Source organism: Parasediminibacterium sp. HNIBRBA5674 (assembly GCF_056745525.1).
Window position 1 is genome coordinate 1 of record NZ_JBQWIE010000049.1, and the last position, 21880, is coordinate 21880.

At 37.2% G+C, this 21880-nt stretch carries 21 protein-coding genes; 14 read left to right on the forward strand and 7 right to left on the reverse strand.

The window, feature by feature from the left end; genetic code table 11:
• From ACT9TX_RS16925 to uvrA, 12 genes are all read left to right on the forward strand, one after another.
• A partial coding sequence (locus ACT9TX_RS16925) for an Ig-like domain-containing protein (protein ID WP_481340066.1) occupies nucleotides 1-1062 on the forward strand: 1062 nt, incomplete at its 5' end.
• 26 nt (nucleotides 1063-1088) lie between these two features.
• Entirely contained in the window at nucleotides 1089-2099 is a 1011-nt protein-coding gene (locus ACT9TX_RS16930; RefSeq protein ID WP_481340067.1) for a PorP/SprF family type IX secretion system membrane protein, read from the forward strand.
• Entirely contained in the window at nucleotides 2084-4144 is a 2061-nt protein-coding gene (locus ACT9TX_RS16935) for an OmpA family protein (protein WP_481340069.1), read from the forward strand. Before ACT9TX_RS16930 ends, ACT9TX_RS16935 begins: the two co-directional genes overlap by 16 nt.
• Nucleotides 4145-4472: 328 nt before the next feature.
• A complete protein-coding gene (locus ACT9TX_RS16940) occupies nucleotides 4473-5051 on the forward strand; it encodes an RNA polymerase sigma factor (protein WP_481340070.1) in 579 nt (192 codons plus the stop codon).
• Between the two features lie 201 nt (nucleotides 5052-5252).
• Nucleotides 5253-5471, forward strand: coding sequence for a translation initiation factor IF-1 (gene infA / locus ACT9TX_RS16945; RefSeq protein ID WP_379011928.1), 219 nt, complete (start codon nucleotides 5253-5255; stop codon nucleotides 5469-5471).
• 60 nt (nucleotides 5472-5531) lie between these two features.
• The gene (ykgO, locus tag ACT9TX_RS16950; protein WP_379011929.1) at nucleotides 5532-5648 is read left to right on the forward strand and encodes a type B 50S ribosomal protein L36; all 117 of its coding nucleotides are present in this window, start codon (nucleotides 5532-5534) and stop codon (nucleotides 5646-5648) included.
• Nucleotides 5649-5723: 75 nt separating this feature from the next.
• Complete coding sequence (rpsM, locus tag ACT9TX_RS16955) at nucleotides 5724-6104, forward strand: 30S ribosomal protein S13 (RefSeq protein WP_481340072.1); 381 nt, start codon at nucleotides 5724-5726, stop codon at nucleotides 6102-6104.
• A gap of 148 nt (nucleotides 6105-6252) precedes the next feature.
• Nucleotides 6253-6663, forward strand: coding sequence for a 30S ribosomal protein S11 (gene rpsK, locus ACT9TX_RS16960; RefSeq protein WP_379011933.1), 411 nt, complete (start codon nucleotides 6253-6255; stop codon nucleotides 6661-6663).
• Between the two features lie 122 nt (nucleotides 6664-6785).
• Entirely contained in the window at nucleotides 6786-7391 is a 606-nt protein-coding gene (gene rpsD, locus ACT9TX_RS16965) for a 30S ribosomal protein S4 (RefSeq protein ID WP_379011935.1), read from the forward strand.
• Between the two features lie 143 nt (nucleotides 7392-7534).
• Complete coding sequence (locus tag ACT9TX_RS16970) at nucleotides 7535-8536, forward strand: DNA-directed RNA polymerase subunit alpha (protein WP_481340074.1); 1002 nt, start codon at nucleotides 7535-7537, stop codon at nucleotides 8534-8536.
• Between the two features lie 123 nt (nucleotides 8537-8659).
• Nucleotides 8660-9190 carry a 50S ribosomal protein L17 gene (gene rplQ / locus ACT9TX_RS16975; RefSeq protein ID WP_481340075.1) on the forward strand — a complete coding sequence of 177 codons (531 nt, stop codon included), beginning with the start codon at nucleotides 8660-8662 and terminating at the stop codon, nucleotides 9188-9190.
• A 257-nt stretch (nucleotides 9191-9447) separates the two neighbouring features.
• Complete coding sequence (gene uvrA, locus ACT9TX_RS16980; protein ID WP_481340076.1) at nucleotides 9448-12327, forward strand: excinuclease ABC subunit UvrA; 2880 nt, start codon at nucleotides 9448-9450, stop codon at nucleotides 12325-12327.
• A gap of 138 nt (nucleotides 12328-12465) precedes the next feature.
• On the opposite strand, the gene ACT9TX_RS16985 is transcribed toward uvrA, so the two are convergent.
• Nucleotides 12466-13998 carry an OmpP1/FadL family transporter gene (locus ACT9TX_RS16985; protein WP_481340078.1) on the reverse strand — a complete coding sequence of 511 codons (1533 nt, stop codon included), beginning with the start codon at nucleotides 13996-13998 and terminating at the stop codon, nucleotides 12466-12468.
• A gap of 159 nt (nucleotides 13999-14157) precedes the next feature.
• On the reverse strand, nucleotides 14158-14976 hold the full coding sequence (locus ACT9TX_RS16990; protein WP_481340079.1) for a hypothetical protein: 819 nt from the start codon (nucleotides 14974-14976) through the stop codon (nucleotides 14158-14160).
• Nucleotides 14977-15117: 141 nt separating this feature from the next.
• On the opposite strand from ACT9TX_RS16990, the gene proS reads away from it, so the two are divergent.
• A complete protein-coding gene (proS, locus tag ACT9TX_RS16995; RefSeq protein WP_481340081.1) occupies nucleotides 15118-16596 on the forward strand; it encodes a proline--tRNA ligase in 1479 nt (492 codons plus the stop codon).
• Nucleotides 16597-16663: 67 nt separating this feature from the next.
• On the opposite strand, the gene ACT9TX_RS17000 is transcribed toward proS, so the two are convergent.
• Complete coding sequence (locus tag ACT9TX_RS17000) at nucleotides 16664-17572, reverse strand: CPBP family intramembrane glutamic endopeptidase (protein ID WP_481340082.1); 909 nt, start codon at nucleotides 17570-17572, stop codon at nucleotides 16664-16666.
• 34 nt (nucleotides 17573-17606) lie between these two features.
• Here ACT9TX_RS17000 and pepT point away from each other — a divergent pair, with 34 nt between their 5' ends.
• Nucleotides 17607-18860: a peptidase T gene (gene pepT / locus ACT9TX_RS17005; RefSeq protein WP_481340084.1), complete on the forward strand. Its 1254-nt coding sequence runs from the start codon at nucleotides 17607-17609 to the stop codon at nucleotides 18858-18860.
• Between the two features lie 63 nt (nucleotides 18861-18923).
• Here pepT and ACT9TX_RS17010 read toward each other — a convergent pair whose 3' ends face one another.
• The 4 genes from ACT9TX_RS17010 to ACT9TX_RS17025 all read right to left on the reverse strand — a co-directional run.
• Nucleotides 18924-19223 carry a type II toxin-antitoxin system RelE/ParE family toxin gene (locus ACT9TX_RS17010; protein WP_481340085.1) on the reverse strand — a complete coding sequence of 100 codons (300 nt, stop codon included), beginning with the start codon at nucleotides 19221-19223 and terminating at the stop codon, nucleotides 18924-18926.
• On the reverse strand, nucleotides 19213-19464 hold the full coding sequence (locus ACT9TX_RS17015; RefSeq protein WP_481340087.1) for a hypothetical protein: 252 nt from the start codon (nucleotides 19462-19464) through the stop codon (nucleotides 19213-19215). Before ACT9TX_RS17015 ends, ACT9TX_RS17010 begins: the two co-directional genes overlap by 11 nt.
• A gap of 123 nt (nucleotides 19465-19587) precedes the next feature.
• Nucleotides 19588-20868, reverse strand: coding sequence for an amidohydrolase (locus tag ACT9TX_RS17020; RefSeq protein WP_481340088.1), 1281 nt, complete (start codon nucleotides 20866-20868; stop codon nucleotides 19588-19590).
• A 655-nt stretch (nucleotides 20869-21523) separates the two neighbouring features.
• On the reverse strand, nucleotides 21524-21880 hold a 357-nt coding region (locus tag ACT9TX_RS17025), incomplete at its 5' end, for a transposase family protein (RefSeq protein WP_481340090.1).

The following is a 21880-nucleotide window of genomic DNA, read 5'->3' on the forward strand; positions in this document are numbered from 1 at the left end:
ACCCAAACAATAAATGGCTGTACTAGTGCGGTAAGTAATAGTGTAACGAGTGCGCCAAAAACGATACCAGTTGCGCCTACGGTTACCACACCAGTAAGCTATTGTTTAAATGCTACAGCAACTGCACTAACAGCAACTGGCACTAATTTATTATGGTACGGTACAGTGGCTACAGGTGGTACTTCTAGTATTACTGCGCCTACACCAATAACAACAGTGGGCGGCTCAACAAATTACTATGTATCACAAACAGTAGGTAGTTGCGAAAGCCCAAGAGCAGCTATAAACGTCATTGTAATTGCTACACTTGCACCAACGGTTGTTTCGCCAATTACATTTTGCCAAAATACTATAGCCTCTCCTTTAACTGCAACAGGTACTAACCTCTTGTGGTACGGTAATGCTGCAACCGGAGGCATAAGTAGCAGCACTGCACCAATACCGCCAACTACAACAGCGGGAACAACCAACTATTATGTTAGCCAAACAGTAAGTGGTTGCGAAAGTCCTAGAGCTACAATCGCAGTTATAATAGAAACCTTCAACATTAACTTATCTGCTAATCCAAATCCTGCTTTTGGTGGTGTGGCTTTTACCGGACAGATTACAGCTAACTTGCCAATAGCAAGTAGTATTTGGCAGCCAAGTAATTTGTTTGTTAATAATTTATCTACGCAAACTATTGTTGCGCCAGATACAAGCTTTACAGTAATAGTAACTGGTGTTTCAGCAAATGGCTGTAGAAGTACTGCTAGTAAGTTGATAACGGTAGTACCTTTTAACAACACCATTTTTATACCTAATGCTTTAACACCCGCAGCCGTAGGCACCGATGCAAGCGTGGTAAAAGTATATGGTACAACAGTAAAAACTGCGCAACTACTTGTATATAATCAGTGGGGGCAATTAATTTTTCAAACCGATAGTGCTACTACAAAAGGTTGGGATGGTACATTTAATGGCAAAGCACAACCATCTGGTGTGTACACTTATGTGGTGCGTGTGGTGTATCAAAATAATAAAGTAGAAACCAAATCAGGTTCTATTAACCTAATAAGATAAGTAGCCTTCCAAACCTAATTGTAATTATGAAGAAGAATATATCGCTTATAATAGCCTTGATGTTGGTGTTTCAGGCTGTAAAAGCACAAGTAGATCCACATTTTACACAATACTATATGCACCCACTGTTTTTAAATCCTGCATTAACGGGTGTTATAAGCGATGGTGATGTACGTGTAAGTGGCATTTATAGAAACCAATGGGGCACTGTAAGTAACCCATTTCAAACTGTAGGTGTAGCTGCTGATATGCTTACTACCAATAATTGGGGCTTGGGTGTAAACCTGATAAACCAAACCGCTTGTAATGGTGGTTATAACAATACCAATGCTTACTTAAACGTAGCCAATAACAATATTCGCTTTGGTAACGGGGGTACACATTTTGTGAGTATAGGCATGCAGCTAGGTGTGATAAGCAAACGTTTTAATGCTAGTAAACTACAATTTGGTGATCAGTTTAATCCTTCAACAGGTAGCTATAATCCTGGTGCATCTAGCAGCGGTACACAATATGTTCAAAATTTATCGCAAACAGTGTTTGATGCAGGTGCAGGTATTGCCTACTTTGATGCAACACCCAATAAGAAAGTAAATTTTTATGGTGGTGTTTCTGTGAGTCATCTTACATCGCCAAAAGATAATTTTAGTGGTATTTCTGGCACCACTATACCTATGCGTATAACCGCACATGCTGGCGCAAAAATTGAGTCTTCGCCTACGCTCGTATTTTACCCTAACGTCATCTACATGACACAAGGCAATGCTTACGAAGCAGTGCCAGGGCTATATGCAGAAATGAAAGCGAATGATGATTTCAGCTTTTTGGTAGGCGCCAATTATCGTGTATCTGATGCAGTGAATGCCTTTACTGGTTTTTATTACAAAAACTATACGGTGGGGCTAAGCTATGATGTGAATGTATCGCAATTGAGCAATTTCGTGAAGCCTGTAAACAGCTTTGAGTTATCCTTCTCTTATATCTTTTTAAGAGATACAAGACCAGATACTCATTATTTCAAATGCCCAAGATTCTAATTAAACTTCTATTGATGTTAACTACTGCTACTACTATATCTAACCGTTTTCTAAAACACCTAACACTCGGCATTTTGCTGTTGTGCACTGTATGTGTAAAGGCTCAGAATACGAATTTTATTGCTGCTGAAAAGCTGTACAATAAAGGCGATTATTTTTCTGCCTTAACTTATTACAAGGCTTATTTAAACAACGAAAAGGCAACTAAAACCATTTTTAAATTCACAGGCTATTTATCAAAACAAACTGGCAGTAAAGCGCCTGCGAAAAATGGCGTAGCCAATACGAAACTACTTGCTACACTGCATTTAGCAACTGCCTATCGTTTGTTAAGTTATTATCAAAATGCGGCAATTTGGTACGATTCTGTAAAGCAAATAAAAGGTTGGGAAAATTATCCTGATGTTAATTATTGGCAAGGTGTTTCTTTACGAGCTAGTGGTCATGTTGCGGAAGCTAAAAACGCTTTTACCAATTATATCCATCTGCCTGCTGATAAATGCGTATATGTAAGAGAAGCCAAAAAAGAATTGGCTGATATGGATTTTGCGGCTAATGAATTGGCACTTAAGAAAAGAAGAAAATCAGTGGTAACTAAATTGTCTTCGCCTGTAAATGGTGATGCATCTAACTATGCAGGCGTTTTGGTTGGCGATGATTTGTTTTTTAGTTCTACAAGATCCAATAGTAGTCAAACCACCAATAAAGCCAATCCTTACCAACATCATTTGTACACTACAATTTTGGCAAAGGGAAGTACTGTCAGCAAGTTACTATTTGCTGATCAAGCCAATATAGAGCAAGGTGCTGCAAGCTTTACAGCAGATGGCAAAACCGCTTTTTTTACACAATGGGATATTGTAAATGGTAAAAGCGTTGGTGCTATTTACACAAGCCATTTTAAAGACACTGTGTGGTCAAAGCCTGTTAAACTAGATAGCTTGGTCAATAAACCTAAATACACGTCTCAGCAACCTTGTATCACTAAAGATGGCAAGTATTTATTTTTTGCGTCTGATAGGGTAGGTGGTAAGGGGAAATTTGATATTTGGTGTGCAGAATTGGATGCAGCTTTTGCTATAAAAAAGGTGGTGAATTTGCCAGCAAGTATTAATACAGCAGATAATGAAAAATCGCCTTTTTATATTTCTGCTTCACAAACATTGGTATTCTCTTCTGATGGTTGGGTAGGTATGGGTGGTTATGATTTATTCAGTAGTAAACAGGTTAATAATGTATTTGGTAAAGCCACTAATTTAGGTAGCCCTATCAACACCAATAAAGATGATATGTATTACTTTTCTAAAGAGCATACAAAAGATGTGATTGATGATGTGCTTTTGAGTTCGGATAGAGATTCTAAATGCTGCTTAGAATTGTTTAGTATTCATCGCTTGCCTGCATCAATAAATACTATTTTAGGGTCTGTAAAAAACAGCGACACTAAGGCGCCTATAACCGAACTATCTTTTAATTGGGTTGCTAGTGATAGAACAACTGCTACCACAGTTAATACAATAGGTAATTACCAAATAACAGTGCCAGATACGGCTAGTTACTTGGTAAAGCTATCAAGCGCTAATTATGTGGATACAAGTGTAGCTGTAAGCCATATTTTCAGCAGTCCTGATGATTCTGTTTTTTACCAAGATTTTTATATGCGTCCATTGCCACCAGTTCTGGCCACAACACAAAAAGACTTTATTCTGTATTTTGATTTTGATAAGGCAAGCATAAAAGATACGGCTAAATTATTATTAGATAGTTTGGCAAGTGCTTTAAAAGCGCACCCAGATTGGAAATTGCGTATAGATGGTTTTACAGATGCAAAAGGTGCAGATGCGTATAATTTGAAATTATCTAAGAAAAGAGCCACCGCATGCTTTGACTATCTTAAAACATTGACTATCAGTGAAGATAGATTAGTTACTTCATTTTTTGGAGAGACGATGCCTGTTGCACCAAATACAACTAGCAATGGCATAGATAACCCTGTAGGTAGGCAACTTAATAGGCGTGTAACTGTTACCATAATAATGCCTTAGTATCATTTTCTTAGTCAATCTCATACTCGTTTATTGTTACTTAAAGCGAATATGAGATTGATTTTCATTGTATTTTAATAGTTTCTTAGCATAGCTATGAAATAAAATAGCCAACCCTGCGTTATAATATTCCTCATTTTATAGCCTCTTGATATTGTGAACAACCCACATGGGCGTTCTATATTTTTTCACAAAGCCGGCTAAAAATCAATTAGTTAAAATAAGGTCACTAATATTACGTTAGAAATGCAATCACGTACAGTGGATGCATTACAGTATCCAACTATCCTATCGATTTTTTTAACTAATTTTTTAAAAAACCGACCTTATGAAGATGTTTGCCCAGGCAACGGATACGCAATTAATTAACGTATTCCAGAATGGCGATATCAATGCCCTTGAAGTATTGGTTCACCGTTACAAAGACAAAATTTATTCCTCCATCCTTTTTTTAGTAAAGGATAAGTATTTGGCTGAGGACCTTTTTCAAGAAGTATTTATTAAAATAATAGATACGCTTCGTGGCAATCGCTACAACGAAGAAGGGAAGTTTTTGCCTTGGGCGCTTAGAATTGCGCATAACCTTTGTGTAGATTATTTTAGAAAAATAAAACGTACGCACTTTGTAGCTAGCGACGAGCGTAACGTGTTTGAATTGATTGGTTCTGTTGGTGATGCGGCTGATACTAAGATGGTACAAAGCCAAAGCCATGAGAAAATTAGAAGAATGCTAGATCTTTTGCCTGAAGAACAAAGAGAGGTGATTGTATTAAGGCATTTTGCAGGTATGAGTTTTAAAGAAATTGCTGATGTTACAAACAGTAGTATTAATACGTCTTTAGGTAGAATGCGCTATGGGTTAATCAACTTGCGCAGAATGATGGCTGAAAAACAAATTGCATTGTAAGTTTCGAAATAGATATTTTTGAATCCTGCTTGAGAAAGTGGGATTTTTTTTGCTTGTAGAACGTAGAATAACTGAGCTTTTGCACATTTTAGGGCTTATTGTAGGCTGCAAACGAAATATTATCCACAATATTTTAAAAATTATCCACTAATTTTTCTTATTTCAGTCCAATCTCTATATCTTCGCAGCCCGAAAAAAAATATGTCTAAACAAGCACTCATTAAGCAAGACGGTAAAATACTTGAAGCATTAAGTAATGCCATGTTCAAGGTTAAGTTAGAGAATGGTCATGAAATATTGGCTACTATCTCAGGTAAAATGAGGATGCACTACATCAGAATATTGCCTGGCGATAAAGTTGGTGTAGAAATGAGTCCTTATGACTTAAGTAGAGGCAGAATCATTTTCAGGTACAAATAATTAAAATCAGCCCGCAGCCCAATGGCAAAGGCTTTTAGCAAATAGGATAAATAAACTACAATGAAAGTTAGAGCAGCTATTAAAAAGCGTAGTGCAGATTGTAAAATTGTTAAGCGTAAAGGAAAGCTTTATGTAATTAACAAAAAGAATCCTCGCTTTAAACAACGTCAAGGGTAATCAGCTTGTTAGCAACTATTAGTTGTTTCCAATTTTGATAAAATTAGAAATTTAAAAAATCAGAAATTAATAATTATGGCGCGTATTGCCGGTATAGACTTACCAAAAAATAAAAGAGGCGAAATTGGACTTACCTATATTTATGGTATTGGTCGTAGTAGAGCACAACAAATTTTAAACGAAGCAGGTATTGACCTTAATAAAAAGGTTAACCAATGGAATGACGATGAGCAAACTGCTATTCGTAATTTGATTAATGCTGAATTTAAAGTAGAAGGTGCATTACGTAGCGAAACTCAAATGAACATCAAACGTTTGTTAGATATCGCTTGTTACCGTGGTCTTCGTCACCGTAAAGGTCTTCCTGTACGTGGTCAGCGTACCAAAACCAACAGCCGTACTCGTAAGGGTAAACGTAAAACTGTTGCTGGTAAAAAGAAAGCTGCTAAGAAATAGTAAATAAGAAATAGAAATTCCAAACTTAAAATCTGAGTTTGGAATTTCTGCTTTTTTTATAGTTACCAAAGTCGCCAGATATTCTAGCAAAGTGCTAAGAAAGTAGGGACTATTTTTTTATTTTAAAGATTACCTCAAACAAACAAAAATGGCAAAACCATCAAAAGCACAAAACAGTGCTAAAGCCGCAGCCAAAAAACGCATCGTGAAAGTTGATGCTGCAGGCGAAGTAAGAATCAGCGCAACATTTAACAACATTATCGTTGCATTTACCAACAAATCTGGTCAAGTTATTTCTTGGTCATCTGCTGGTAAAATGGGTTTCCGTGGTTCTAAGAAGAATACTCCATACGCTGCACAAATGGCAGCTGCTGATGCCGCTAAAGTAGCATTAGATGCAGGTTTAAAAAGAGTAGACGTATTTGTAAAAGGCCCAGGTTCTGGTCGTGAAGGTGCAATTCGTTCTATTGCTCAAAACGGTATTGAAGTTACTTCTATTAAAGACGTTACACCTATGCCACACAATGGTTGTCGTCCTCCAAAACAAAGAAGAGTTTAATCGATTTGAAATCTGTTATTAGCAATTTCAAATTATATTATAAATGGGTGAGCGATTTAGTTTTTTGATTTTTTAACAATCGAACACCATTCACTAAAAAATCAATTCAATTTTAATTACACATGGCACGTTACACTGGTCCTAAGACCAAAATCTCTAGAATTTACGGTGAGCCAATTTTGGGCAACGGTAAATGGTTAACAAAAAACAGCAACCCTCCAGGTCAGCATGGCGCAACTCGTAAACGTAAGACTCTTGGTGAGTACGCTTTACAGTTGAGAGAAAAACAAAAAGCAAAATACACTTACGGTTTATTAGAACGTCAGTTTCGTAAAACTTTTGAAGAAGCATCTCGTATTAAAGGTGTAACCGGTGAAAACCTAATCAAATTGTTAGAAGCTCGTTTAGATAATACAGTTTTCCGTTTAGGTTTGGCTGCTAGCCGTCCTGAAGCAAGACAATTAGTGGCTCACAAGCACATCACTGTAAATGGTGACGTGATGAATGTACCTTCTTACTCTTGCAAACCAGGTGATATTATTTCTTACAAAAACAAAAGTGCAGTTAACACTTCTATCACTAGCAAAACACGTGGTAAAAATCCTAAGTTCAGCTGGGTTGATTGGAATGAAACTGAACTTAAAGGTACTTTCATTACATATCCTGAAAGAGAATCAGTTCCTGAAAATATTAAGGAACAATTGATTGTGGAATTGTACAGTAAATAGTAGCTATTAACATAGATAATCGGATTGAATCAAGATTGTTTCCTTCGATTTTCGACTAGCGACTTACGAATTTTTCAAATCATACTCATACATTCTTAAATCTTTAAAAAAGATTTGAGGTAAAATAAAAAACAAGTTTTAATATGGCCATATTAAGCTTCCAAAAGCCGGACAAAATTGTATTACAGAAAGTATCTGATTTCGACGGTCAATTCGAATTCCGTCCGCTTGAGCCAGGTTATGGCTTAACAATCGGTAATGCTTTGCGCAGAGTTTTGCTTAACAGTCTTGAAGGTTATGCTATTACTGGTATAAAAATCGAAGGCGTTGATCATGAGTTTGCAACAATGAGAGGCGTTACAGAAGACGTTACTGAAATTATCTTGAACTTGAAACAAGTACGTTTTAAGAAGATAGTGGATAGTGATATTTCATCTGAAAAAATCACACTTTCTATTAAAGGCCGTACAGAATTTACTGCAGGTATGATTGGTGAAGCTTCTCAAAGCTTTCAAGTTATGAATCCTGATTTAGTAATTTGTGTAATGGATACTACTTCTAAGTTGGATATTGAATTAACTATAGCTAAAGGCCGTGGTTATGTACCAGCTGAAGAAAATAAAGTAAAAGACAGCGTATTTGGTTACATCGCAATAGATTCAATTCATACTCCTATTAAAAATGTGAAGTATTTAATTGAGAACTATCGTGTGGAACAAAGAACTGACTACGAAAAATTAATTTTAGACGTAGCTACTGATGGCACCATCCATCCTGAAGACGCTGTAAAGCAAGCTTCTCGTATCTTGATTCAACACTTAATGATTATCACTGATGAGAACATCACTTTTGATAATAAAGAAGAGAAGAAAGATGATGTAGTTGATGAGCAAATTTTGCAATTACGCAAAGTATTGAAAACACCACTTGAAGATTTAGATCTTTCTGTACGTGCGTTCAACTGCTTGAAAGCTGCTAAAATTGATTCTTTGAGTATGCTAGTTCAATACGAACAAGAAGACTTGATGAAGTTTAGAAACTTCGGTCAAAAATCTTTATCTGAAATTGAGCAAGTATTGCTTGAAAGGGGATTGAGTTTTGGTATGGATTTACAAAAATTAGGTTTAGATAACCTTGATAATTAGCCCTTGCCCCTAAAGGGGTAATTAAAGGCAATTAATTTTATAACGGCTATCTAGTTCCTCTTTAGAGGGCTGGGTGCAACCTCACAAATCCTGACACGGTGTGAGGCTCAAAAACAAAAAGTCATGCGTCACGGAGACAAAATCAACAATTTAGGCCGCAAGAAGGCACACAGAGTAGCTTTGTTAAACAACTTAGCTGCTCAGTTAATTACACACAAACGTATTGTAACTACTTTAGCAAAAGCAAAAGCATTACGTACTTATGTAGAGCCGTTGTTAACTAAAACTAAGAAAACAGAAAGTGCTGCTGTAATTACACACAATCACAGATTGGCATTTGCACATTTACAAAATAAAGCTGCTGTAAAAGAATTGTTTACAGTTGTTGGTCCAAAAATTGCTTCTCGTCCAGGTGGTTACACTCGTATCATCAAATTGGGTATTCGTCCAGGTGATAACGCTGAGAAAGCAATGATTGAACTTGTAGATTTCAACGATATTTACGGTAAAGCTGCTGCTACTGCTGCTGAACCAGCTAAGAAAACTCGTCGTGGTCGTGCACCTAAAAAAGCAGAAGCTACAGAAACAGTTGAAGCAACACCAGTTGCAGAAGCTCCTGAAGCACCAGCTGCTGAAGAAACAAGTGCTGAATAAGACTTACTTTCTTTTAGATATAAAGCCCAACATAAATTTTATGTTGGGCTTTTTTGTTGCAGTTGTTTTAATCACAAGCTTTTAGTAGCAATAGCACATTGGGTTATTTTGCAATCATTATTTGTTCTTGCTTCTTTAATTGGTATTTGAATTTACCCAAACAAATGTGCTGTATTAATGTTACTTATTTAAGCATTAACTGCGGCTATAAATCTCTAATTTTGAGTTCATCTGCACAACAGCTAACAAAGCATAGAATGGCAAAAAAAAGCAACACGAAGCAAGTTCAAGAACAGTCAGACATACTAGAATCTACCAACAAGAATATCCTCGTAAAAGGTGCAAGAACACACAATCTTAAGAATGTTACGGTTGAATTTCCTCGTAATCAATTTATTGTGGTTACTGGCGTAAGTGGTAGCGGAAAATCATCCTTAACTATTGATACTTTATTTGCCGAAGGCCAAAGACGTTATGCAGAAAGCTTAAGTGCTTATGCAAGACAGTTTATGGCTAGAATGGTAAAGCCAGATGTTGATTATATCAAAGGTCTTTGTCCTGCCATTGCTATTGAGCAGAAAGTAATTACAAGAACGCCACGTAGTACTGTTGGTAGTATGACGGAGATTTATGACTATCTGCGTTTGTTATTTGCAAGGGCTGGCCATACTATTTCACCAATAAGCGGTAAGGAAGTAAAGAAAGATGATGTAAACGATGTTGTAAAAGATATTCAAGCATTGCCACATGGTAGTAAAGTGGTTATCATCGTTCCATTTAAACAACATGCAAAAAGAGAGGCAAAAGAAGAGCTGAATATATTGATGGCAAAGGGTTTCAGTAGATTAGCCACCCCAAACCCCTCTAAAGGTGGGGCTTTAGAACCTAAGCGAATAGAAGAATTATTAGAACTAGCTGATAAAGACTTAGCGAATATTTTACAGCCTCCTAAATCAAAGAACGAGGGTAAGGGAACTTTCGTTTTGGTTGATAGAATTGTGACCAAAGCCCCGATAGCTATCGGGTTTGATGAAGATGATTTACATCGTTTAAGCGATTCTATTGGCACTGCTTTCTATGAAGGGGAAGGTGAAATGTATGTTGAAGTTGATGGCGCTAAACCTTTACATTACAGCAATAAGTTTGAATTAGATGGTTTACAGTTTGAAGAACCTGTGCCTAACTTATTCTCGTTTAATAATCCTTATGGTGCTTGCCCTACTTGCGAAGGTTTTAGCCAAGTGCTTGGTATTGATGAAGATTTGGTAATACCTGATAAAAGATTAAGTGTATACGAAGGTGCTGTTGCACCTTGGCGCGGCGAAAAGTTGAGCGAATGGAAAACCGCTTTTATTCGTGGTGCTTCAGCTATTGATTTTCCTATTCATAAGCCAATAATCGACTTAACAAAAGACCAATATAGACTGCTGTGGAAAGGTGCTAAATATGTGCAAGGTATTGATGACTTTTTTAAAGAAGTAGAAGCAAACTTGTACAAAGTACAATATCGTGTTTTATTAAGCAGATATAGAGGCAGAACCAAATGCCCTGATTGTGAAGGCTATCGCCTACGCAAAGAAGCTTTGTATGTAAAAGTGCACAAAAAGCACATTGGCGAACTGTGTGAAATGCAGGTAAAAGATTTAAAAGTTTGGTTTGATAAGATACAATTAAGTGAGCACGACCAAAATGTGACTAAGCGTATTTTGATAGAAATACATCAACGCTTACAAACCTTGATAGACGTAGGTTTGGGCTATTTAACCTTAAATAGATTAGCCAATAGTTTAAGCGGTGGTGAAAGCCAAAGAATACAATTAACAAGAAGTCTAGGAAGTAATTTAACCAACTCATTGTACATACTAGATGAACCATCAATAGGCTTGCATTCAAGAGATACTGAGAAGTTAATAGGTGTGTTACAATCGCTAAAAGCATTAGGCAATACTGTTGTAGTGGTTGAGCATGATGAAATGATGATGCGTGAAGCTGATTATGTGATAGATATGGGACCTTTTGCATCGCACTTGGGTGGTGAAGTGGTGGCGGCTGGTAATTATCAAGAATTGATCGCTAATCCTAAAAGTTTAACGGGCAAATACTTAAAAGGCGAATTAACCATTGATGCGCCTAAAAGCTTGCGTAAGTGGCATAGAAGCATTACTATAGAAGGTGCAAGGCAGAATAATTTAAAAGATGTAACGGTAGAATTTCCATTAGATATTTTAACGGTAGTAACTGGTGTAAGTGGTAGTGGTAAAACCACTTTGGTAAAGCAAATTTTATATCCTGTATTGCAGAAACTAAAAGGCGAAGCGGCCGAAAAAGTAGGCCTGCACAAAGCCGTTACTGGTGATGTAGATTATATTGCTCAAATAGAAATGATTGACCAAAATCCTATTGGTAAATCATCACGCAGTAACCCAATTACCTACATAAAGGCTTACGATGAAATTAGAGATTTGTATGCGAAGCAACCACTGAGTAAAATTCGTGGTTTTATGCCTAAGCACTTCTCGTTTAACGTAGATGGTGGTAGGTGCGATGCTTGTAAAGGTGAAGGCGAACAAATTGTAGAAATGCAGTTTTTGGCCGATGTGCATTTAACCTGTGAAGTGTGTGGCGGCAAGCGTTTTAAAGAAGAAGTGATTGAAGTGACTTACCAAGGTAAAAGCATTTATGACGTGCTAGAAATGAGCGTAGATGAGGCGATTGAATTTTTTAAGGAAGAGAAAAATTTAGCAAAAGCCATACAGCCGTTACAAGATGTTGGCTTAGGTTATGTAAAGCTTGGTCAAAGTTCTAATACCTTGAGTGGTGGTGAAGCACAACGTGTAAAGCTGGCTTCATTTTTAGGTAAAGGCAAAGGTGTGGGGCATATTTTATTCATTTTTGATGAGCCTACAACAGGTTTGCATTTTCACGACATTAAGAAGTTATTAGGCTCTTTTAATGCCTTAATTGAGCAGGGGCATTCGTTATTAATTATTGAGCATAACACCGATGTTATCAAAAGTGCTGATTGGGTAATTGACCTTGGCCCAGAAGCTGGTGACGCAGGCGGTACATTGGTTTTTGCAGGCGTACCTAAAGACTTGAAGAAAGTTAAGGCTAGTTATACAGGTAAATATCTGTAACTCACAATTACACGAATTTTACGAATTACACGAATTACACGAAATAAAAAGAGAACGGTTAGCCTTGGCTAACCGTTCTCTTTTTAGGATTATTTTACTTCGTGTTCTTAGTATTCTTAGTCGCTTTGTGTGAAATAATTACCACTTAAAGCCAAGTGTTAAAACAATATTGCTAGAGCTACCAGTTTGTACTGCATAAGTATTAGCTACATCGTTTAATCTGTATGGGAAATTCACATCTTTCATAAAAGTGTGTGCATAGCCAAGGTCAATAAAAATCCCTTTGTTACGATAGCCAATACCACCAGTTACGAGTGTTTTATTTACATCTAGTTTATCATCTACATAAGGGCTACCAAAGTATGCACCACCAAGTCTTAGGGCAAAAACATTAAACTTTAACTCGCCACCAACTTTAAAATTAAAGTTGCCTTTGTAATAGTTTTTCACTCCATCGTTTACCTGGTCTAAATAGGTTGTGCGATTATAATCTTCTGCGTTTTGTACTCTAAATCTTGCACCACGATAGTTTACAAACTCAACATCGGCACTAATAAAGCCACGTTGTTTTTTTACATCAGCGCTTTCTTTAAACACATAGCTCACGCTACCAATCATTCTATAAGGTGTGGCTACTTTATATCTTCTTTCTCCAGCTCTACCATCATTTAAGTTATCACTTGTTTCTGTAATTGTACCTGCGTAACTCTCAGTATTAGTAGTCATTTGGCTACGAATTCTGTCGGTAAATGAAATGGATTGTGGTGTGTGAAACGCAAAGCCAAGTCGCCACGAATTTTGTGGTTTGTAAATGATACCAAGCTTAGCGCCAATACCTACACCATTAGATTGAAATTGCTCACTGTAAATAAAGCCTGCAAATTGGTTATTAGGATTGTTTGTGGCATCGGTTTCTTTATAAACAAGGTCTCTTCTGTAACTAACAATTGGAATAATTAAACTACCGCCAACGTACAATTTGTCTTCTATATTACCAGCTAAACCTAATGCGATTTCGTGGTAACCACCTTTGGTTACAGCGTCGTAATATTGGTTAATGCCAGAGGTAATTGGTACTAAACTTTGATAGCCAGCCACACTGCCATTGGCAGCTCTAAGTGTATCAATTAAATAGGTTCTAAAGGCTAGTGAAGAACCAAAAATATAATTGCTCAACGCAGCATTAGTATCTGCTTGGTCACGTACAAGTTCTTCTAAATATTGCTCAGAAAATGAGCTGTAATTGTTGAAGCCTCTGTACTGTGTACGGTTGTTGTAGCTAGCAACTTGGTTAACAGAAATAGAGAAGGCACTGCTCGTCCATGCACTTGAGCGATACTTACTTGGTGTGCCAAACACAAAGCCAATAGGGCCGTAGCTAAAATTGCCTTTTGTATTACTTGTATCGTTACCTCTATAGTTGTATTTATTATTAAACAGAAAAGCACCTGGGCTTAATACAAATTCGTTGGTTTTATACAAACCCAAACCTGCAGGATTAATATTAGCAGAAGTAATATCGCCACCAAGGCTGCCCATTACGCCACCAATGGCTATGTTTCTGGCAGTACCATTACCAGTGTGCCAAGATAATTTTAAGGCATCGTCTGGTGCTTGTGCATAGCTAGCTATGCTGGTGAATAATGTGATGATGAGGAAATATTTTTTCATGGTATGTAGTTTTAATTGGTTAAGGGTAAATGTTACTATTAGTGTATATAGTGCATACTGCAAGCATGCTGAGTAATGAACAAAGCGTACAAGTGTGCGACGCAACAATTGCTACATAGTAGTACAACTGCTGGTTACAAAAAAACGATGATTAACAAATTAACCTCTTGGCTTTCGAGGGGCGCTACTGCTGCTACCTGTGCTACCAAACCCACCACTAGAACCACCTGTGTTTGATGTAGGTGTGGTTGACGGTGTAAAGGTTCTTGCAGGTCTATCTACAGTGGTAGACGGTGTGCCTGAAGGGCTGCCTGTTGGTGGTGCAATTACTCTACGCACCAAGCCACCAAATGAACTATTGTTATTGTTACGAGCTGGTGTGCTGCCTGCTGGTGTATTGTTATTGTTGTAGTTGCTATTTCTGTAAGCCGCTATGTTACTACCGCTTGTGTATCTGCGAGGGCCATAGTTGTTGTGAGGAATATTGTTGCCCCAAAAATAAGGGTTGTAATAGCCACCATAATAGCTGTAGTAAGGATTGTAGTAGCTGGTGTAACCGAAATAATAAGGATTGTAACCGTAGCCATAGAAATTAGAGAAACCCCAATTGTAGCTTGGATAAAATGCCCAATTGTTCCAGTAATTATAGCCGTTGTAGCCATAACCATAGTAATTATTAAAGTTGCTGTAGCCATAGTAATCAAAGCGGCTATCATTCCAGTAACTATAATCGTCTAAAACTTCCCAACGGTTTCTGTTGGCTACTTTCATGCGTAAATATCTATCGTCGCTGCTGCTAATGTATTCTTCGTAGCGGTCGTTATTATTGGTATTTTTAGCCACTTCTTTCACCTCAGGTTCTACTTTCGCTGGCGAAAAATATAGATCGTCTGGTGTTTGTTGTGTTTGATAAATAGAGGCACAGCTAGTAAATAATACTACTGAAGCAAAAGACAGAAGTAAAAATGCACTTTTCATAACGGGCAGTTTTTAGCTTTTAGATAATGTGAAGTTACTACTTTTACGGCGGCAACCTATTTTAAGAAATAATTTGACAAATATTTTGCCATACAACGTTTGTTAAAAAATAATTTAGTTAAGAAAAACACAAAGAAGTTAATGAGCAAAGAAATTACGTCAAGGGCACAAGATTATTCTCAATGGTATAATGATTTGGTGATAAAAGGTGGCCTTGCAGATTATAGCGCTGTACGTGGTTGTATGGTTATAAAGCCTTATGGTTTTGGTCTTTGGGAAAATATGAGAGATGTTTTAGACAAAATGTTTAAAGATACAGGGCATCAGAACGCTTATTTTCCATTGTTTGTGCCAAAAAGTTTGTTTGAAGCAGAAGAAAAAAATGCCGAAGGCTTTGCTAAAGAATGTGCCGTGGTAACGCACTATCGCTTAAAGGCAGACCCTAATAATAAAGGCAAACTGATTGTAGATCCAGAAGCGAAACTAGAGGAAGAATTGGTTGTTAGACCTACTAGTGAAGCCATTATTTGGAGCACTTATAAAGGCTGGATACAATCGTACAGAGACTTGCCAATACTAGTAAATCAGTGGGCTAATGTGGTAAGATGGGAAATGCGTACGCGTTTGTTTTTACGTACTGCTGAGTTTTTATGGCAAGAAGGTCACACCGCACACGCTACTAAAGATGAGGCAATGGTAGAGGCAGAAAAAATGCTACACGTATATGCAGATTTTGCAGAAAACTATATGGCTTTGCCTGTAATAAAAGGCATTAAATCGCCCAATGAACGTTTTGCTGGTGCAGAAGAAACGTTTTGTATAGAAGCGCTAATGCAAGATGGTAAAGCATTACAAGCTGGTACATCGCACTTTTTAGGGCAAAATTTTGCTAAGGCATTTGATGTAAAGTTTAGTGACAAAGAAAACAAACTTGACTATGTATGGGGCACTAGTTGGGGTGTAAGTACACGTTTAATTGGTGGTTTGGTAATGGCTCATAGCGATGATGATGGCTTGGTATTGCCACCACGTATTGCACCATTGCAAGTAGTAATAGTACCTATCTACAAAGGCGATGAACAGAAAGCCATGATAGACCACAAGGTGCATGCAATTATGCAGCAACTAAAAGACCTAGGCATACGTGTAAAATATGATGATAGCGATAATAGCAGGCCAGGTTGGAAATTTGCTCAGTACGAAATGCAAGGTGTTCCTGTGCGTTTAGCAATAGGTGCTAGAGATTTAGAGAATAATGTGGTAGAAGTTGCAAGACGTGACACTAAAGCTAAAATGACAGTTGCTATTGATGGCATTTCTTTCTACATAAAAACCTTGCTTGATGAAATTCAAGTACATATGTTTAATAAGGCTTTGGCTTATAGAAATGAACACATTACACCAGCTAATACTTGGGATGAATTTGTAACCTTGCTAGATAGTAAAACTGGTTTCATTTCAGCGCATTGGGATGGCACACCAGAAACTGAAGAGAAGATTAAAGAGTTAACCAAGGCGACTATTCGTTGTATTCCTTTAGATAATCCTTTAGAAGATGGTATATGTATTCTTACAGGCAATCCATCTACACAACGCGTATTGTTTGCAAGAGCTTATTAATTGTATTTAGCTCAATAAATGAAAATGCCACTAATTTGATATTAGTGGCATTTTTGTTTTGAATATTTTAAGCTGTTGCTAAGTCAGTTTCTTGATCTATAACTATCTTTTTGCTGCCGTATTTTCTTTGGTAGTACCAAATTAATCCTACAATTACAATTACTTGTAAAATGGTACAAACAATTGAACCTTCGAAGCCAAAATCGCCACCGCTTACCATGTCGTAACCTTGTGCAATTTGTTTGATAAAACTTTTGCCCATAGACATACCACTTACTCTGTAACCAAAAATTGGCCCTTGAAAAAAGTTCCAACTAAAGTGTAGTAATATGCTAAACCAAAGATTTTTGGTGTATACATAATTGACACCTAATAATATGCCTGCAATAAAAATATTGGCAAATGCTACAATGGTAATATCCGCATTATCAAGGTGAAGTAAAGCAAATACCAAGGATGATAATGCTAAAGCAACCCACTTGTTCATGCTTTGCATAAGATTTTTTAAAACATAGCCTCTCATAGAAATTTCTTCAATAAAAGCAACTACTACGCAAAGTAGAGTAGCATAAAAAATATCCGTATCTTCAGTACCAATCTCTGTAAAGTAAACGTTTTTAGTAAATAACAACACTACTGTGCCAATAGTGATAATAAAGAAACCCACAAGAAAACCCGCAAAGGCGCTGCTGCTATAGCCAATCCACTTAAAACCAAGATGACGAATCAACTCTCTATTTACCAATACCATAAATAGAAAAGCAACAAGTACTAAGCCTATTTTGATAACGAAATAAGATTTTAAAACATCTACAATTGTTTGTGGATTGTTTACCTCATTGTAAGTAACTACATCTGCGCTTGTTGAGTACATTAGCTGTACCATACCACACAACACAAAACCTGTGATTAAATATAAGATGGCTCTCAGAAAGCCATTTTCAATTGTCGGTCGATTGTTTAGGGGTGTTTCCATTCTAGAGTTATAAATTGCGCTTAAAAATACGATTATGTTGCAACAATACAACTTTACAGTGGCTGAAAGATTTATAAAGTACACAAAAATTGATACCCAAAGTAATCCTGATACGAATACGCACCCTTCAACTGATAAACAAAAGCACTTATCTACGCTACTTGCAAGCGAATTATTGGCTATGGGTATACAAGATGCTCACACTGATGCATATGGTTATGTATATGCAACAATACCTAGCAACACCAACAAAAATGTACCCGTAATTTGCTTTTGTAGCCATGTAGATACGGCACCAGATTGTAGCGGTACCAATGTAAAACCTATTCTACACCAAAACTATCAGGGACAAGATATTGTACTACCAGATGACGCTTCGCAAATTATTAGCCCTACAAAATATAGATACTTAAATCAGCATATTGGCCATGATATTATTACTGCAAGTGGCCTTACTTTACTTGGTAGTGACGATAAAGCAGGCGTTGCAGAAATTATGGATTTGTGTAACTATTTAATGTTGCATACTGAAGTAAAACATGGTACTATTAAAATTCTCTTTACGCCAGATGAAGAAGTAGGGCAGGGTACAGCTAAACTTGATATGCAAAAGCTTGGGGCAGATTTTGGCTATACGTTAGATGGTGGTGAATTAGGCACACTAGAAGATGAAACCTTTAGCGCAGATGGTGTTACAATTACTGTTAATGGTGTAATTGCGCATCCTGGCTATGCTAAAAATACGTTGGTAAATGCGCTGAAAATAGTGAGTGAAATTGTAGCCGCTTTGCCTACTACAGAATGGAGTCCTGAAACCACTTCTCACAGACAAGGTTTTGTGCATCCTGTGGCTATTAATGGTTTGGCAGAAAAGGCTAGTGTACAATTTATTATTCGTGATTTTGAAACGGCTAATCTTAAAGTATATGAAGACAAGTTAAAAGCAATAGCTGAAACAGTAATGGCAAAGCATCCTAAAGCTACCATGCAATTTGAGGTGCAAGAGCAATATCGCAACATGAAAGAAGTGCTTGACCAATATCCTAAAGTAATTGCTAATGCAGAAGCAGCTTACAAGCGCATAGGTTTAGAACCAGTAAAAGAACCGATACGTGGTGGTACCGATGGCAGCAGATTGAGCTTTATGGGCTTACCGTGCCCTAATTTGTTTACAGGTATGCAAGCTATACATAGCAAGCACGAGTGGATTGGTATAAAAGATATGCAACTTGCAGTAACCATGTTGGTAGAATTAGTGAAAGTGTGGGAAGAATCTACCGCTGATTAGGAATGATTTGAATGATGAAATGAATAAAATAAATAGCCGCTTCAATTTTTGAAGCGGCTACTTTTATCTCTTATACCTAATGTTAGGATTTCTCTTGCCATGAAATATGTAGGAAATAAAAACGATTTTTTCTTTCTTCAATACTTCGTAAATAATGATGTAAGGAAACACTTCAATACCTACTTCTCTTAAGTTTCCTTTTTTCTTAGAATATCTTTCTGGTACTTCTGAAAGTTCAACTATTCTTTTGTTAAGGCAACTAACAAACCTTTTACCTAGGCCTTCAGAACGTTCTTCATACCAAGCGTAAGCATCTTGTAATTCTTCTATGGCTTTTGGATGAAGCTCAATTTTATAGGTCATTCCTTTTTTTACTAGAAGTTGACAATTTGGATTTTACTTCTTCCCAAGCAATTCCTTTTATTTTGCCCTGTTGATAATCTTCTGATCTTTTGGTTAGTTCATCTACAAACGCTTTGTCATTCCAATGGTCATAGTTTTCTTCTACCTCACCTTCTAGCATTGTGTAAATAGCTTTTACTTTTCTATCATCAGCAACGCGTATATAATCATAAAGTTTTTGTCTTATAATCGCTGTTGTCATATGTATTCTATTTGTACAAATTTACTAATCACATTTAAAAATAACCACTTCAATTTTTTAAGCGGCTATTTTATACGCTATCAAAATCATTCTATCATTCAAATCATTACTAATCACAAATCCTTACTTCTTCAACTTCGCATAATCAAACACTATTTGGCAAAAAGCTTTAACGCCTACATTAAGCATACTATCGTCTATGTAAAAATCTGGTGTGTGGTGTGGTGCTGCTTTTTTAGGGTCGCCACCCTTAGGCATACCACCTAAAAAGAAGAAAAATGCAGGGGCTTTTTCGCCATAAAAACTAAAATCTTCTGCGCCAGTTGTCCATTCGCTTTCTACCACTTTGTCTTTACCAGCGGCAGTTTCAAGGCTTGGCAACATCATTTTTACCAATGCAGGTGTATTATAAGTAACCAATGTTTTGGTGTCAATGGTTACTTCTGCAGTAGCGCCACTTGCTTCGGCTATTTTAGTAGCAGTTAGTTTCATGCGTTCGTGCACGTCTTTTTGCATTTTACTATCCAACGTTCTTATTGTGCCTTGCATTACCAATTCTTCAGGAATAATATTGCTTCTTACACCTGCATTTATTACACCTACTGAAATCACAACAGGCGCTTTGGTCAGTTCACTTTGTCTGCTTACAATGGTTTGAAAGCCATTAATAATTTGCGTAGCCACCACTATTGGGTCTATACCGCTCCATGGTTGCGAGCCATGTGTTTGCTTGCCTTTTACCTTTACTGTAAACCAATCGCTAGAGGCCATGGTAGAACCAGATGTATATTTTATAGTGCCAATTTCTGTTTGTGAGTTAATGTGTAAGCCAAAAACCGCATCTACTTTTGGGTTATCCATCACACCCTCTTTTATCATCAATGGTGCGCCACCTTCTTCTGTGCCTGGTGTACCTTCTTCTGCTGGCTGAAACATAAATACCACTGTACCAGCTACCTCTTTTTGCATTTGTTTTAATACCGTTGCTGCGCCCATTAAAATTGACGTATGCGAATCGTGGCCGCAAGCATGCATCACGCCTACTTTTTTACCATCGTATTCACCATTTACTTTCGATGCAAATGGCACCGCCACACGCTCTACCACAGGCAAGGCATCAATATCTGCACGCAGTGCTATTACTGGGCCGGGCTTACCGCCTTTTAATATGGCTACCACACCAGTTTTGGCAAAAGGATATTTTACTTCTAAGCCAAGCTTGGTAAGGTAAGCAGCTATATAAGCACCAGTATTATATTCTCTGTTTGATAGTTCAGGAAATTGATGAAAATGCCTGCGCCAGGCAATTACCGAATCGTTTACCGCCGCTACAGGTTTGTCAAATTGTTGCGCTTGTGCAAGGGCTGGTACTAAAGCCGCAAGGGCTATCCATATTTTTCTCATGCTCGTTAAGTTTTGTATTGAGGGTCAATATACAAAGGATTTTATGGCAAGCCAATTTTCGTTTACGCACCATTAATTTTTGTTTTGTGATGATGGCGTTACCCGCTTGGGCGGGTCGGGCTATCCACTGCAATCTTTTTGCACCTGCGGCGCAAAAAGTATTTCCGTTGCTATCCCTAACGCAAGAGAGCGATTTTGCCGCTGTTGATATTGCTTTCACCAACACCATTATTTATTGTTGGCAAGGATGCTAATTACGGCTGAATGATACTTTTGGGTAGTGAATTGAGGGTTTATATTGGCAAATCTGCGTGTAAGAAGGCCATATCTGTGTGTCAATAGCCTATATCGATGTGTAAGAGAGGCAGATCTGTGTGTTAATAAAATAAATCTGTATGTAAGAACTGTTAATCTGTATGTCAATGGCTTATATCGATGTGTACGAGAGGTAAGTCTGTGTGTTAATAAAATAAATCTGTATGTAAGAACTGTTAATCTGTATGTCAATAGATTATATCGATGTGTACGAGAGGCAAATCTGTGAGTTAATAAAATAAATCTGTATGTAAGAAGGGCTTATCCGTCTGTCAATGGCTTATATCGATGTGTAAGAGAGGCAAATCTGTGTGTTAATACAATAGACCTCTTCGACAATTCATTTCAAATCAATGTTTCTGTTATAAAATGCAGCAATTAGATTAACTCTAAATCCAAAGCGTTTTCTTCTATTTCGATATTTTTCTGCTACTATTCTAAATATTTTAAGCTCTCTGATAATGTTTTCTACTGTTACCCTTTGTGATGAGATGAGCCGATTATGCTTTTTATCTTCTTTAGTTAGGGGGTTTTTCTTTGCCTTTTTCTTAGGCATTACTGTATTGTAATGCAACTTTTGTAAGCCCTGATACCCAGTGTCTGCCTTGCTTTCAATAGATGGGTGTAGGTGTGTATTACTTGCTTTAAACAGTTTAAACCCGATAGCTATCGGGTCGTGATGTCTACCTTTACCAAA

Coding starts and splice junctions, on each gene's coding strand:
- ykgO (WP_379011929.1), top strand. CDS start 5,532: ATGAAAGTTAGAGCAGCTATTAAAAAGCGTAGTGCAGATTGTAAAATT.
- ACT9TX_RS16985 (WP_481340078.1), bottom strand. CDS start 13,998: ATGAAAAAATATTTCCTCATCATCACATTATTCACCAGCATAGCTAGC.
- ACT9TX_RS17015 (WP_481340087.1), bottom strand. CDS start 19,464: ATGACAACAGCGATTATAAGACAAAAACTTTATGATTATATACGCGTT.
- ACT9TX_RS16990 (WP_481340079.1), bottom strand. CDS start 14,976: ATGAAAAGTGCATTTTTACTTCTGTCTTTTGCTTCAGTAGTATTATTT.
- ACT9TX_RS16930 (WP_481340067.1), top strand. CDS start 1,089: ATGAAGAAGAATATATCGCTTATAATAGCCTTGATGTTGGTGTTTCAG.
- ACT9TX_RS16935 (WP_481340069.1), top strand. CDS start 2,084: ATGCCCAAGATTCTAATTAAACTTCTATTGATGTTAACTACTGCTACT.
- ACT9TX_RS17000 (WP_481340082.1), bottom strand. CDS start 17,572: ATGGAAACACCCCTAAACAATCGACCGACAATTGAAAATGGCTTTCTG.
- uvrA (WP_481340076.1), top strand. CDS start 9,448: ATGGCAAAAAAAAGCAACACGAAGCAAGTTCAAGAACAGTCAGACATA.
- rplQ (WP_481340075.1), top strand. CDS start 8,660: ATGCGTCACGGAGACAAAATCAACAATTTAGGCCGCAAGAAGGCACAC.
- infA (WP_379011928.1), top strand. CDS start 5,253: ATGTCTAAACAAGCACTCATTAAGCAAGACGGTAAAATACTTGAAGCA.
- proS (WP_481340081.1), top strand. CDS start 15,118: ATGAGCAAAGAAATTACGTCAAGGGCACAAGATTATTCTCAATGGTAT.
- ACT9TX_RS16940 (WP_481340070.1), top strand. CDS start 4,473: ATGAAGATGTTTGCCCAGGCAACGGATACGCAATTAATTAACGTATTC.
- rpsD (WP_379011935.1), top strand. CDS start 6,786: ATGGCACGTTACACTGGTCCTAAGACCAAAATCTCTAGAATTTACGGT.
- rpsK (WP_379011933.1), top strand. CDS start 6,253: ATGGCAAAACCATCAAAAGCACAAAACAGTGCTAAAGCCGCAGCCAAA.
- pepT (WP_481340084.1), top strand. CDS start 17,607: ATGTTGCAACAATACAACTTTACAGTGGCTGAAAGATTTATAAAGTAC.
- ACT9TX_RS17020 (WP_481340088.1), bottom strand. CDS start 20,868: ATGAGAAAAATATGGATAGCCCTTGCGGCTTTAGTACCAGCCCTTGCA.
- ACT9TX_RS17010 (WP_481340085.1), bottom strand. CDS start 19,223: ATGACCTATAAAATTGAGCTTCATCCAAAAGCCATAGAAGAATTACAA.
- ACT9TX_RS16970 (WP_481340074.1), top strand. CDS start 7,535: ATGGCCATATTAAGCTTCCAAAAGCCGGACAAAATTGTATTACAGAAA.
- rpsM (WP_481340072.1), top strand. CDS start 5,724: ATGGCGCGTATTGCCGGTATAGACTTACCAAAAAATAAAAGAGGCGAA.